The sequence below is a fragment of the Xenorhabdus sp. XBWT genome, from assembly GCF_059072735.1.
Window position 1 is genome coordinate 1,876,130 of the sequence record NZ_CM180990.1, and the last position, 12,925, is coordinate 1,889,054.

Below are 12,925 nucleotides of genomic sequence, written 5' to 3' on the forward strand. Positions count from 1 at the left end.
GAAAACAATGCCTGTCTATAAGATCAAAGTGGCTATTAGAGATATTAGTCCGATGGTTTGGCGACGTTTTCGTCTTCACAGTAACATGTCACTTGGGGCTTTCCATTTTCTTCTGCAGTTTGCTTTTGGATGGGATAACGACCATCTTCATACCTTTCATATTCACGGTAAAGACTATGGTATTCGCTATGAAGGCGGACTGGTTTTCTATGATAATCCTTGGACAATTTCGCTTGCCTCATTTCAGTTTGAAAATCGCGATAAGTTTACTTATGAGTATAATTTTTTCCGCCACTGGTTGTTAGATATCCGTATTGAAGCGATTGAATCAGATCTAAATAAAAACACGCCATTTTGTCTTAGTGGTCAAGGAATGCCTGATGCGACTGAATATGATGAAACCGAAGCAACGATTAAACTCTTGGAAGCTATTGCAGAAAGTGATGACAAAACGACTTGGGGTGATATTCAGGAGTTTATTGACGAGTACAACCGCGTCAAGTTTAACCGCCGACGACTCAATCAGTTATTAAAGCGTTATGATTTTGACACGCCGAATTATTCGCAGGGCTTGGACTGGGATCCCTAAAGGTATACTTTTACGTAAATAGTGATCACAGCCCTTAAATTGTCTCTAAAGGGGGTATAAATTGAGGTTTAGAGAGTATTATAAAAACCTCTATAACCTTTATGGATTACTCTATGATTTATGCTTATATTCGTATCAGCTCTGCTGAACAAAATTCTGCGCGACAAAAAATTGCGATTCAAAATTCAGGTTATGAGATCAAAACAGTTTTTACCGATATTGCCAGTGGCAAAGATACGCATCGACCCAATTTACAACAATTATTATCCACACTTATATCTGGGGATACGCTGATTGTTCACTCAATCGATCGCTTATGCCGCAATATGATGGATATGTGTTATTTAACGCTTGATCTGAAACAAAGAGGGATTTCGCTCATTTTTCTCAAAGAAAATATTTGTTTTTCTGCGCATGAAAATAACCCACTACAAGAACTCCAATTGCATATGATGTCGGCATTTAGTCAATTTGAACGGGCACTCATTAGGGAACGCCAAGCTGAGGGTATTGCAGCGAAGAAACATCGAGGGGAAAAGACGGGTCGCCCTCCGGCCGATAAACGCAAGGTTGCTATGGTTGATGAATTAAAAGCCAAAGGCGTTCGCCTGAAATTAGCCTGTGATAATGTCGGTATAGGCGTTTCAACTTACTATAAGTTAAGGAAACGATAGCTCATTAACTTCGGAGATCGTATGATGAAAATCGTAATGACAGCAATAGTTATACACGATGATGGCTTCACCACTCAAGAAACCTTATTGACGTTACAGAAAACCGCCGAACAAGATGAACTTTTGGGATTATCTCTCAACGAATCAAAAAAATTACTCAATCACGCACAATTGTCAATCATACAATCTCAAACCCAAGCTTACATGCAAACGCATCGAGAATGCCCACACTGTCATCAACGTCGTCAAATAAAAGATCATCAAACACGTCATTATCATACTTTATTTGGGGTCATTCCTATTAAAGGGCTTCGGCTTTATCGCTGTAACTGTGAGAGAAATAATACCCAATCAGTCAGCTTACTCAGTGAGTGGCTCCCCGAAAATATCCATCCCGAACTAAAATATATTGAAGCCAAATGGGCCTCCTTGATGTCTTACAATCTTACTGTGGATAGATTGAAAGATATTTTACCAATCAATAAAGCGTTAAATGCCTCCACGGTGCGTAATCACTTAATCAGTGTCGCTAGACGGCAAGAGGCTGAGTTAGCCGAGAAGCCAGATTTTCTCGATAAAACGGCTTATGACAATGATAATTTGCCCCGCCCAGGAAAACCGATGGTGATAGGATTTGACGGTGGCTATGTCAGGGATTGCCATAACCGGAAAAACAATTTTGAAATCATTACAGGAAAAGCGTATGCCGAAAATATTCAAGCGAAACGGTTTGGTTATGTTCACATGTTTGAAAATAACCCAAGGAAACGCTTGCTTTCTGTACTCCATGCCCAAGGGATGCAAACTAACCAGCAGATATCTTTTTTATCAGATGGGGCTGATAATCTGAGGATGATGCAAATCGGTATTTACCCAGAAGCTGAGCATATTTTAGATTGGTTTCATATTAGTATGCGCCTAACCGTGCTTAATCAGTGCGCTAAAGCTCTCATCACACAATCAACTGATATTGGTTCAATACTACAAAATTTACTCGAAAAAACAAAATGGTACTTATGGCATGGTAATGTCGATGAGGCATTAGATCAGCTCGATAGCTGTTTATATACTTGTGACAATGAAGAAGATAACCAAGTCTATAAACACAGTAAAAAAATGGGGCGGTATTTAGATGAAATGATGACTTACATTGGTAATAACCAAGCGATGCTCCCCAATTATGGAGAACGGCATCGTTATGGCGAGCCAATCTCAACGGCATTTGTGGAATCAACCGTGAATGAAGTTATCGCAAAACGGATGGCGAAAAAACAGCAAATGCAATGGAGCCAAGAAGGAGCACATTATCTTTTACAAACTCGAGTGGCCGTTTTAAATGATGAATTAGAAAGTATCTTTCACTGTTGGTATCCTAAATTGGCAAGCTCAGGGCTGAATGCAATGGCAGCATAAATACCCCACAGTTTTTCATGCTCTCGGTGTATTCCAACTGAAAGACCTTACGACAGGCATAGCAGCGATAACGGGAATGCCCGCCATTTCCTTTTCCATGTCCTTTGACCGATTCTGATTGGTGACAATAACGGCAATAGACGTCAACTTTAGCCATACTTCATCCTTAAAAAGCCGGAAGCATATCACAGCAACTAACCATTTAATACATGACCACAATGGGGCTAATAGTCGGCTTTTTTCTGGAGGTCGCATCAGGATTAATTGCTTATACATTCCAGCCGAAAAAGCCGAGCTTAGGTTTATGTGATCATGAAATTGTGATGCTTAAACAAAACTGAGGTTAATTTAGTTCCATCGAATTACGCAACCAAGCCTATTCACGTGCATTTTCAGACATAAACATTCGTAGAAAATACAATATTTACTGTGTAATGAAAACATTGGCCCGAATCTTACACTAATTCCTGTTACATAAATCAAGCTATTAAATTCATGAAGGGAGTCCTCAGTAAAAAAGCGTTTACCAACATATGAGAATTTTGTAACCTATGATTGATATTTAATTTCCTGAAAACATTAGTGACAATATATCTTTCATATCTGAATCATTAATTTCTCTTAATACATATTTCACAACACTGTCTTCTGATAAAATCTTAAAATGACCTAAGCCTTCTGTAGATATCATCTTTGAATCTTTAACAGCATCGTTTATTTTTTTAGATTGAGAATAGTCTACATAATAATCAAATCTATCATGAATAATTATAATTTTTGAACCTACATCATCGATTTTATTATCAGCTGAAAAATCAGTCCATATAGTCTTTGACCTGAAAATTTTCTCGAGCTTACTATATAATGCATTGATAGTTTTATCTTTTAAATTAACAAATGATGATGCTCTATAAGTAGCATACTTGAACTCACATACACTAGAGATTGAGATTATTTTTTAGCAAAAAGACCATTTTTAAGTGCATAGAAACTGAAAAGAGCCCCCAATGAATGGCAAACAATTGCTTCAAATGGGCCAAACTTATTCTGTAGCTCTTTTAGAATAAAGTTTACGTCTAATATAGTCGCCCCATTACCTTCAGACTCACCATGTCCCGGCATATCAAATACAATAACTCGATAGTTCGCATCGACAAGTTTTTCTATTACTTTATAAAACCTAGAGGCTCGGGAACTCCAACCATGAACAATCATTATATTCTTTTTCCCGCTACCCCAGCTATAACATTTGACCTTTTTAGAATTAACAGTCAACGAACTTCGCTTTGACTTTGACATTATACTCTCTTCATTACGATATAGTTTGGCCTCTTTTGGCCTATGAATCAAAGAAAGTACAATACTTGCAGTCAGTGATTTGGAAAAAAACTCTATAAAACTAATCAAAATCTGAAACATTATTGGCCTAATAATTTTGTTAAAAGATACCTAGATATATCAAGCAGTAAATTTACATGATATAATTCAAATAATATAACATAACATTATAAAAACAAAACATAGTTAAAATATCATTTATTAACACATATCTTTAAAAGGGTTATTATTTGACAAAACAATAGGTAATTCGTAGCCTGTAAAATAAATTTCCTCTTCATTTATATTAATATTTTCTTCATTTATCACATCCTCGCCAAATCTATATATTAAATCAAACTCACCCGAGTTAACTTTTTTACTATAGTTAGCTTGGTTAGCTTTAATCTTAAGATTTTTATCATAATAAGATTCAACAGCTTCGATACCATGACGTTTAGCAATCATGCTAAGTACCACGCTTGGAGACAAAAGTGGAGCAGTTGCATTATTGCCACCAAACCCTTTCGAGTTGACAAATGCTATGTCAATTGCCTCGGTATGATAGTTCGATGTTCTAATGTCAAGGTGCTCTGCATAAACGTCATCGGCGACTTTTTCTATAGTAGAGATACCAGGAACTATATTGTGGCTAAATATACCAAGCGCGACTGCTAGCTGATCACCGCTTGACGCTGCTAAAGTATGACCAAGATAAGCTTTTGGAGCAGTTACTTTCCAATTTGAAATACGAAACGCTTTTGCTACATAGTCAAATACTTGCGATTCAGTCACTCGATTTTGCGGTGTACTTGAACCGTGTGCAATAATACAGCTCCGATTTCGAACAGAATCTTTGCTGGTGATGTTGGCTGCCAATGATACAGCCTTAGTCATGGTAATATAATTACCCGCACCTGGGGCAGTAATGGACTTTTTAATCCCGTCCGCATTTACAAAAACGTCAGGGACAGCAGCCATGATATGTGCTCCCAAAGAAATAGCTAAAGCATCGTCCATTAGCACAATAAATTGAGCACTTTCACCTATTGTAAAGCCGCAATTATTTCCAAATGGCCGGCTCACTCGACTTAAATCTATATTTGCTTCATCCACACCGTCTAACTTTTTAAGACTATCAAGGTCAGCCAAAGCACCCATATTCGCAAAGCCCTCGACAATTTCTGGCGTAATTGCACAGTCTGCACTTCCCACAATAGCGACGCGAGTACGCCCTCCTTGTATATCGTTTACTGCAGCTTTCAAATTATAAAGAAATGTTGCACATGCACCAGTCGTTGAAAAAGTTGTGCCTACACTTCCAATAACGTAAGCATTTATAAAGTCTGTAGACATAGAATTTAGCCCTAATGCCAAATTCTTACTATTACTTCTCTCACCTCTGAGACGATTTCCCATTATCCCGCCAAACCCTTCCTTTTGCATTTGACCAGTTAAAGAAGCTGAGTAAGTACCAATTTTGTCTGGCTCTACCAAAGATAGAACTTCGTCCCAATCTAACCCACATGATTTTATAGCATCGGTAGCTGCAAAAATAGTCGCTTGTAATCCTCGAGGGTGGCTACGACTTTTATATAATTTTTCGAGTTCAAACCCCTTAGGTAATTGACCTGCAGCTTTAATTCTATTGTCAAAATAGGCATCATGCTTGACACAAAGATCGCCATGTACTGTAACTTCCACTCGATTATTTTCGAGCGAGGTAACTTCCCAATTTCGAGGTACCGGAGTAGGCAAAGAAGATTTTTCAGTTTCAAAAACCAATCTATCCCCTTTTTTCGCACTTAGTGTCATCTTCTTCTGCCAGTGTGTGGCATCTACATCAAAATGAGACTTATCTATTTTACGAATCAACGTCCCTTGCAATATTTCTTCACCATACTTGGATTCAATCTCATGCAACATGATTGGTTGACCTTCGTGATCGATAAAGCCATTTTTACCAATTGAAACTAAGTTCATTAACGTCGCGAGACTCCAAAAAGTCTCTTGGCGCGCTTCTTGGCTTAATTTATCAATAACAATACGACGAAATCCTTGATGAAATGACGTTCTCCCTGCAGCGTTTATACCACCAGAGCCAACGATAACGGGCAAAGCAAGCATATGATTTTAATTCCTATGAAAAATAATTAGTTGATGAAGATTCTAATTCAATTTAAAATGTTTCATTATGAAAAAAAAGCCAAGATTTTATATTTTTCGGCCAATCAATAACTGATAATATATGAAGATAAAAAATGTACACATTGTTATTTTTCCTAATCTCCTGACTAGCAGCATTACCTTACCTATTGAAATGCTTCATGCTGGTTTAGCCTCATCACAGATAGAAAATAAAAGCAATAATATCAGTATCAATTATATCTCAGACAAGGGTTATGATATTTCGTTGTATGAAAATTTTAAGATTAAGCCAGATTCATCTGCTAATTCTGCCCCCTGCGCAGATTTAATAATTGTTCCTAGTATTTGGCGAAACCCAAGGCCTATTATAAAAAAAAGTAGGGATATCTTGAGCTATTTATTAAATCAGTGGAAAAATGGAGCAACAATAGTTGCTGTTGGTACTGGAGTATGCTTGTTAGCGGAGTCAGGTCTATTAGATGGCCTTGCTGCAACGACTCATTGGCATTACTCCAAACAATTTAAAAAAGACTATCCCAAGGTAAACTTAAAGTCAGAATTTTTCATTACTCAATCAAATAGAATCTACTGTGCAGCTAGCCTCAATGCACTAGCAGATATTATGGTTCATTTAGTTTCCCTCCTTTATGGCAGGAAATCGGCTAAAAATGTACAACGCAATTTTTCTCATGAAATACGACGGCCATACGAAGAACAACGGTACCTCGACGGTGCAGTAGATCGACACCCAGATGAGTTAATAAGCGATATTCAATCTTGGTTAAAAGATAACATTAATGAAAACATGAATCTTAATAGATTAGCCGCTTACTTTTCTATTTCACCACGGACATTGACCCGACGATTCAAAAGCTCTACAGGATTATCTACTAAAAAATATATACAAGGGATACGTTTAAATATGGCAAAAGATCTTCTTGCAAAGACTAATTTAACTGTACATGAAATATCTGTAGCAGCCGGATATGAGAGCCAGGCTTACCTTAGTAAAGTGTTCAAGCAACATTTTGATTTAAGCCCGACAGAATATCGACAAATGGTCCGAAAGAAGCTCTTTACACTTTAATTGTAGCCAGATTTTCTATTAGTATCTAAATTTCAGCTAGGTATTAGATTAAAGAATCTCTAGTCATTGCCTCTTGACTTTGTCAAATCATTTTTAGGATCTGCGAATGCGTAAAGTGATTCAGCTATATCCTCATCAAAGAGCCTTCCATATTTGATCACTTTCTCACGCATATGTTTAACTTTCGGGTCAGTGATCCGTAAGAAATTAAACGCCGGTGAGTATAAATTCGGTTCGGAAACTGTTCTAAACGACAGTGATATAGATGGGGTCCGCTTGGAAAACGGAAAATATCCCACGCTAAGACCATTTTTTAAACAGTAGGTATTTGCTGTTTTGCTTTAACTCTCAGAATTGTTTGCCGTGTGGTTCTGAATTCCCTGGCAATTGCACTTATGCTTACACCAGACTGAATTCGTTCGAGTACCCTCTGTTTTTGTTCTTCATTTAATACCGGTGGGCGTCCAAAGCGTTTTCCTGCATCCCTCGCTATCGCTATCCCCGAATAAGTGCGCTCGAGTAAAAGATCACGTTCAAATTCAGCGACCGCTGAAATCACCTGCATCGTCATTTTTCCTGCTGGACTGGTCAAATCAACGCCACCCAATGCCAAACAATGCACCCGAATGCCTAATTCGGCCAGTTGCTCCACTGTTTTCCTGATATCCATCGCATTACGACCGAGACGATCCAATTTTGTGACAATCAATACATCACCATTTTCCAGACGGTCAAGCAACCGGTTAAAACTTGGACGTTCACTGGCCGCTACCGAGCCACTGATTTGTTCTTCGATTATTCGCTGGGATCTGACGCTAAAACCCGCGGTTTCGATTTCCCGACGTTGATTTTCGGTGGTCTGCTCCAGAGTAGAGACCCGACAATAGGCAAAAATTCGTGACATAATGAAATTTTCTGTACGAAATAGGTGTACACATTATAATGCATATCCGAAATTAATTTCACTCACTTTCGTACATATTTGTTAGGCAATGTACGAAACCGGTCGATTTTGGTCACTGTAAATCTACAACGCATGGAACTATATGGGAGCTAAACATTATGCCACGGAGACAGATACTGAGTAATGAAGAACAGGATCGCTTACTGGTTATTCCGGATGATGAGATTATTCTGACCAGAATGTGTTTTTTGAATGCAAATGATATTGCACTCATTAATAAACACCGCCGGCCAGCAAACCGCCTGGGCTTTGCTGTATTACTTTGTTATCTACGTGGCCCCGGGTTTCTGCCGGACAAAAACAATGCTCCTCACAATGGTGTTGTATCCAGAATAGCTTCCCAACTTAAAGTTTCGTCTGATTTATGGCATGAATATGCATCGAGAGAACAAACCCGCTGGGAACACTTAACCGAGCTTTATCGCTACCTAAAATTATCTCCGTTCAATCAAACACGACAAAAAGATTGCATCCGACATCTGCATTCCTATGCCATGCGTACAGATAAAGGATTTATGCTTGCCGAAGAAATGCTCAGCTGGTTGCATAGCAATAATGTTATTTTTCCCTCTGTTGAGGTGATAGAACGAACGCTTGCTGAAGTTGTCACACTCGCTGACAGATCTGTATTTTCCACACTCACTGCATCGCTTGAAGAAAAACATAAATTAGCATTGGACAGCCTGCTTATATCTGAGGGGGAACAACCTTCCCGTCTGGCCTGGCTGCTTCAGCCGCCGGGTAAAATCAACGGTAAAAACGTCCTGCAACATATAGACCGGCTTAATGCTATCTCAGCGCTGGGATTACCTGAAGGTATTACACTTTCCGTTCACCAAAACCGGCTGCTTAAACTGGCACGTGAGGGCCGGAAAATGAGCAGCAGAGACCTGACAAAATTTGCCGATACTAGACGTTACGCCACGCTGGTTTGTGTTATTCAGGAAGCTCGGGCTACATTGACTGACGAGATTATTGAGCTGCACGAACGCATTATTGGCAGTCTGTTCAGCCGGGCAAAACGCACTCAGGCCGAAAAGCTTCAGCTGACTGGAAAACTCATTCAAAACAAGCTGAAGCAATATGTTACTGTCGGTCAGGCACTGCTTCAGGCCAGAGAGTCCGGTGAAGACCCCTGGGCGGCGTGGCAGGAATTCATTAATAGCCTAGAAGAAACGCGGTTTCTGTCCCGTAAGGATAATTTCGACCCGCTTCACCTGATCACTGAAAAATACAGTACGCTGCGAAAATATGCACCGCGTATGCTGTCGGCATTACAGTTCATAGCGGCGCCTGCTGCACAGGCTCTCAGTGATGCCTTGGATACCATAAGGGAAATGTACCGTAAACAGCTTCGCAAAGTTCCGGCAGCAGCACCAACTGGATTTATTCCTGAAAGCTGGCGTAAACTGGTACTGACGCAGGGGTTACGCATGAAATTTTGGTAGGCTAAAATTGATTAAATAACAGGGCTTCCATGTAGCCATTATCCCACCCGGCTGATTTCCTTCGGGCACTCAAACTCAACTTATTGTTGGTATCCCGTTTAACGATATTGAGCGCCATTTTACGTAATTGGGCAAATATTCTTGTGGCGATCTGCTCTCTCATCCGTGAATCATCTTCCCGAAAAGTGACATCCAGCACCCAGTGTAAGCTATTTTCAATAGCCCAATGTTTCCGAATGGCTGCTAACTGAAAGGCAGGAGCGTCCTGACAACTACTTAAATAATAACGAAAATAAGAGGTGACTGTTTCAGAATATTGTTCTTGCCGTATTGTTTCTGTGACCAGAAGAGCCTGAATATCTGGCCAGGAGCCTAAGTGTTTTGTTTCTGGTGTCAGCGGTAGAACCCATCCGCGTCGTCTGACGGTACGCCCATGGCTATCTTCAAATTCATCATGGTCAGGTTTCAGATAAGGTTTTTGTGTTGCCCGTTGTTGTTGAAAATAGTTAACCGCTTCCGAAAAGGTTTTTCCCTGATTGCCTTTAAGGGACAAAATATAATCGGCTCCGCTCTCGCGTAATTGCTGGGCAATCGTGCGTTGACAGCCCATCGCATCAAGCGTCACGAGATGGCCTTTCAAGGAAAGCATCGATAATAATGTGGGGATGGCCTTAATTTCGTTTGATTTTCCGTCTACAGCACACTGACATAAGCTAAGCCCTTTCTCAACGGAGAATGCACTTACCACATGTAATGGGCTTTGTTCAATTTTCTTGTCAAACGAATGGCGTAAACTTTTACCATCAATCGCAATGATCGCCCGCTTTTCTGAAGAAACATCATGAGAAACCCACTGATAAAAATGGCGTTCAAAGAGGCGGGGATTTAATAAACTGAAACAGCGCCGGAAAGTATCATGTGACGGAATACCGCCTTTGAGCGGAAGAAATGAACCCAGCCAATCCTTTTTTAGTTGACCATACTGTTCAATATCGGTCCAGGCGTTAGCGCCGGCAATGACAGCACATACCGCAATCACTAAGATATCAATAAAACGGTGCCTGATCTTTCCCTGACAACGCGGGTCTGGAAAATCAGAAAAGACATCCACTAATTTTTTCATCTGCATTCCCTCTAAAAATGAGGGAATTATCCACTAAATATTTTCATGCGTAACCCCTGCCGTATACGGAACCGTACGTACGGTGGCGTGAGAGGACGGCGGGAGTGATCCCGCTTCCTACTCGATTAGGGCTAAAAACACAAACAAAAAACATCACTTACAGAATTCTCTAAGCAAGGGTGAACAAAAAATAATCCATTCATGCTTTGTTTATTTTTTCTATAAAAAATATATGCAAAATTAGCAAATGAAATATAACTAACTGTGTTATTTTTCAGAAAATAAAAAAATATTAATTACTATTATATAAAGGGATAAGTTATGGAATTAAAACATCTTAGCATAGGTATAATTATAGCAACGTCAATATTAACATTAACTCCAACAATATCAGCAGCAAATGTAGTAAAAACATTATATAAACAACCCATAAAAACATTATCAATACAGCAAAAAGACACAAAATTACCTTATATCCTAGTTGATGGTGATGGTGATGGTGATGGTGATGGTGATGCCAATGGTGCACCAGGAGGTAATGGCGGTAACGGCGGTAACGGTAATAATTCTCCTGGTGGTAACGGTGCACCAGGTGGAGATGGTGGTCACAACGGAGGTGGAAGTGGTAATGGAAATGGAAATGGTAATGGAAGTGGTAATGGTAATGGAAGTGGTAATGGAAACGCTGTAGCATAATTAAAGAATAACGCAGCTTATTATTAAGTCTTATAAGTTGCGTTATTTTAATTTAAAAAAAACATATCACAGGAGAATAAAATGAAAAAAATCTCAACAATAATTTTTGCATCTATAATAATTGTCCCTTTTTTATTACATGCTGAAGATAAAAACAAAATAAATATATTAAAAGACCCTGACTGCAATTTATTAAATGGGCAGCCAGGACAAAATGGTAAAGATGGAATACCTAATAGTAATTGTAAAAATGGAGGCAAAGGCGGAGACGGAAAATCACCAGGACAATCAGGCGGAAATGGTGGTAACGGTGCATCAGGCGGGAATGGTGGTGATGGCGGTAATGGCGCACCTGGTGGTGGTAATGGCGGTAATGGCGGTAATGGCGGTAATGGAGATGATAGCGGTGATGCTAATGGTGGGCGCGGTGGTAATGGAGCAAATGGAATATGACTAATTCAAAATCATTACTCTTAATTCTTATTCCATTACTTACATCAATATCATATGCCTCAAGTCACTCATCTGAAATTCGGCACTATGAACCCCACTATGTCCTTATTTCAGATGGTGATCATGGGAACGGAGGAAATGGAGGTAATGGAGTAGGCAATTCCAATGGAGGAAACGGCGGAAACGGCGGAAACGGTACTCAGGGAGGTAACGGAGGTCACGGCGGAAATGGAGGAAAAGGTGGTAATTCCCACGGAGGAAATGGAGGAAAAGGTGGTAATAGCGGCGGAAATTCTCACGCCTCTGGTGCAAATGGTGGTCATGGCGGTGATGGAGGGAATGGTAATAACTCTCCTGGTGGTAATGGTGGCAATGGTGGCAAAGGAGGTCACAACATATGCTAAATAAAAATAATTTATTGTTATCAAAAATATTTTTTTTATTTATTCTATCAACATCTGTATTTATTTATGCCTGTTCAATTTCAATCATATTGCCAACAACGGCTTATGCAGAGCAACTACATGGAGGCAAGGGAGGTAATGGCGGAAAAGGGGGAGACGCCGGCAGAGGGAGCAACGGAAATGGAGGAAATGGTGGAGTAGGAAGCAAAAATGGAGGGAATGGAGGTAATGGAGATGGTTCTGGAAATGGTGGAAACGGTGGAAACGCTTCAGGAGGTAACGGAAATGGTGGTAATGGAGGACATGGTGGTTCCAATGGAGGAAATGGTGGTAAGGGAGGGCATGGTAGCGGTTCTGGAAATGGTGGAAATGGTGGTGATGCAGGAAAAGGAGGAAAAGGCGGAAAAGGCGGAAAAGGCGGTTCAAATGGTGGACATAATGGACATAACGGCAAAGATGGATATTTATAATATATTAATAAAAATCCCGTATAATTGCGGGATTTTTAATAATCATAACCATACATTATTTATTACACGCCAGGTTTTAATATAGAAATTGCGCTGGAATTTGGGTATCCAAAATTGTCCGTGTACTGCGAGTCAAGGC

At 39.7% G+C, this 12,925-nt stretch carries 12 protein-coding genes and 3 pseudogenes; 10 read left to right on the forward strand and 5 right to left on the reverse strand.

The window, feature by feature from the left end; genetic code table 11:
- Positions 1 to 7 precede the first annotated feature (7 nt).
- The 3 genes from AC5JQI_RS08635 (at position 8) to AC5JQI_RS08645 (ending at position 2,676) form a co-directional block, all read left to right on the forward strand.
- The gene (locus AC5JQI_RS08635; RefSeq protein WP_493914416.1) at positions 8 to 589 is read left to right on the forward strand and encodes a plasmid pRiA4b ORF-3 family protein; all 582 of its coding nucleotides are present in this window, start codon (positions 8 to 10) and stop codon (positions 587 to 589) included.
- Between the two features lie 113 nt (positions 590 to 702).
- Positions 703 to 1,263: a recombinase family protein gene (locus tag AC5JQI_RS08640; protein WP_493914417.1), complete on the forward strand. Its 561-nt coding sequence runs from the start codon at positions 703 to 705 to the stop codon at positions 1,261 to 1,263.
- A 24-nt stretch (positions 1,264 to 1,287) separates the two neighbouring features.
- Complete coding sequence (locus AC5JQI_RS08645) at positions 1,288 to 2,676, forward strand: ISKra4 family transposase (RefSeq protein WP_493914644.1); 1,389 nt, start codon at positions 1,288 to 1,290, stop codon at positions 2,674 to 2,676.
- A 28-nt stretch (positions 2,677 to 2,704) separates the two neighbouring features.
- Here the strand turns inward: AC5JQI_RS08645 and AC5JQI_RS08650 are convergent.
- Positions 2,705 to 2,833, reverse strand: a pseudogene (locus AC5JQI_RS08650) (IS1 family transposase); the annotation flags it as partial.
- A gap of 70 nt (positions 2,834 to 2,903) precedes the next feature.
- Here AC5JQI_RS08650 and AC5JQI_RS08655 point away from each other — a divergent pair.
- Positions 2,904 to 3,017, forward strand: a pseudogene (locus AC5JQI_RS08655) (IS982 family transposase); the annotation flags it as partial.
- Between the two features lie 610 nt (positions 3,018 to 3,627).
- Here the strand turns inward: AC5JQI_RS08655 and AC5JQI_RS08660 are convergent.
- Both AC5JQI_RS08660 and AC5JQI_RS08665 read right to left on the reverse strand, forming a co-directional pair.
- Entirely contained in the window at positions 3,628 to 4,095 is a 468-nt protein-coding gene (locus tag AC5JQI_RS08660) for an alpha/beta hydrolase (protein WP_493914418.1), read from the reverse strand.
- Positions 4,096 to 4,215: 120 nt separating this feature from the next.
- Entirely contained in the window at positions 4,216 to 6,120 is a 1,905-nt protein-coding gene (locus AC5JQI_RS08665; RefSeq protein ID WP_493914419.1) for a beta-ketoacyl synthase, read from the reverse strand.
- 121 nt (positions 6,121 to 6,241) lie between these two features.
- On the opposite strand from AC5JQI_RS08665, the gene AC5JQI_RS08670 reads away from it, so the two are divergent.
- Complete coding sequence (locus AC5JQI_RS08670; RefSeq protein WP_493914420.1) at positions 6,242 to 7,228, forward strand: GlxA family transcriptional regulator; 987 nt, start codon at positions 6,242 to 6,244, stop codon at positions 7,226 to 7,228.
- A gap of 313 nt (positions 7,229 to 7,541) precedes the next feature.
- Here AC5JQI_RS08670 and AC5JQI_RS08675 read toward each other — a convergent pair whose 3' ends face one another.
- Positions 7,542 to 8,132, reverse strand: coding sequence for a recombinase family protein (locus AC5JQI_RS08675; RefSeq protein ID WP_493914421.1), 591 nt, complete (start codon positions 8,130 to 8,132; stop codon positions 7,542 to 7,544).
- A 158-nt stretch (positions 8,133 to 8,290) separates the two neighbouring features.
- Between AC5JQI_RS08675 and AC5JQI_RS08680 the strand changes: the two are divergent.
- Positions 8,291 to 9,637, forward strand: a pseudogene (locus AC5JQI_RS08680) (DUF4158 domain-containing protein); the annotation flags it as partial.
- 4 nt (positions 9,638 to 9,641) lie between these two features.
- Here AC5JQI_RS08680 and AC5JQI_RS08685 read toward each other — a convergent pair.
- On the reverse strand, positions 9,642 to 10,763 hold the full coding sequence (locus AC5JQI_RS08685) for an ISAs1 family transposase (RefSeq protein WP_493912134.1): 1,122 nt from the start codon (positions 10,761 to 10,763) through the stop codon (positions 9,642 to 9,644).
- A gap of 321 nt (positions 10,764 to 11,084) precedes the next feature.
- On the opposite strand from AC5JQI_RS08685, the gene AC5JQI_RS08690 reads away from it, so the two are divergent.
- The 4 genes from AC5JQI_RS08690 (at position 11,085) to AC5JQI_RS08705 (ending at position 12,786) form a co-directional block, all read left to right on the forward strand.
- Positions 11,085 to 11,459 carry a hypothetical protein gene (locus AC5JQI_RS08690; protein ID WP_493914422.1) on the forward strand — a complete coding sequence of 125 codons (375 nt, stop codon included), beginning with the start codon at positions 11,085 to 11,087 and terminating at the stop codon, positions 11,457 to 11,459.
- 81 nt (positions 11,460 to 11,540) lie between these two features.
- Positions 11,541 to 11,912 carry a hypothetical protein gene (locus tag AC5JQI_RS08695; protein WP_493914423.1) on the forward strand — a complete coding sequence of 124 codons (372 nt, stop codon included), beginning with the start codon at positions 11,541 to 11,543 and terminating at the stop codon, positions 11,910 to 11,912.
- Entirely contained in the window at positions 11,909 to 12,316 is a 408-nt protein-coding gene (locus AC5JQI_RS08700) for a hypothetical protein (protein WP_493914424.1), read from the forward strand. Before AC5JQI_RS08695 ends, AC5JQI_RS08700 begins: the two co-directional genes overlap by 4 nt.
- Positions 12,310 to 12,786, forward strand: coding sequence for a hypothetical protein (locus AC5JQI_RS08705; RefSeq protein ID WP_493914425.1), 477 nt, complete (start codon positions 12,310 to 12,312; stop codon positions 12,784 to 12,786). The genes AC5JQI_RS08700 and AC5JQI_RS08705 overlap by 7 nt, the downstream gene beginning before the upstream one ends.
- Positions 12,787 to 12,925 lie beyond the last annotated feature (139 nt).

Bases quoted from the DNA above. Each gene is read 5' to 3' on its own strand.
- AC5JQI_RS08705 (WP_493914425.1), top strand. From the start codon at position 12,310: ATGCTAAATAAAAATAATTTATTGTTATCAAAAATATTTTTTTTATTT.
- AC5JQI_RS08640 (WP_493914417.1), top strand. From the start codon at position 703: ATGATTTATGCTTATATTCGTATCAGCTCTGCTGAACAAAATTCTGCG.
- AC5JQI_RS08685 (WP_493912134.1), bottom strand. From the start codon at position 10,763: ATGAAAAAATTAGTGGATGTCTTTTCTGATTTTCCAGACCCGCGTTGT.
- AC5JQI_RS08675 (WP_493914421.1), bottom strand. From the start codon at position 8,132: ATGTCACGAATTTTTGCCTATTGTCGGGTCTCTACTCTGGAGCAGACC.
- AC5JQI_RS08645 (WP_493914644.1), top strand. From the start codon at position 1,288: ATGAAAATCGTAATGACAGCAATAGTTATACACGATGATGGCTTCACC.
- AC5JQI_RS08635 (WP_493914416.1), top strand. From the start codon at position 8: ATGCCTGTCTATAAGATCAAAGTGGCTATTAGAGATATTAGTCCGATG.
- AC5JQI_RS08660 (WP_493914418.1), bottom strand. From the start codon at position 4,095: ATGTTTCAGATTTTGATTAGTTTTATAGAGTTTTTTTCCAAATCACTG.
- AC5JQI_RS08670 (WP_493914420.1), top strand. From the start codon at position 6,242: ATGAAGATAAAAAATGTACACATTGTTATTTTTCCTAATCTCCTGACT.
- AC5JQI_RS08665 (WP_493914419.1), bottom strand. From the start codon at position 6,120: ATGCTTGCTTTGCCCGTTATCGTTGGCTCTGGTGGTATAAACGCTGCA.
- AC5JQI_RS08700 (WP_493914424.1), top strand. From the start codon at position 11,909: ATGACTAATTCAAAATCATTACTCTTAATTCTTATTCCATTACTTACA.
- AC5JQI_RS08695 (WP_493914423.1), top strand. From the start codon at position 11,541: ATGAAAAAAATCTCAACAATAATTTTTGCATCTATAATAATTGTCCCT.
- AC5JQI_RS08690 (WP_493914422.1), top strand. From the start codon at position 11,085: ATGGAATTAAAACATCTTAGCATAGGTATAATTATAGCAACGTCAATA.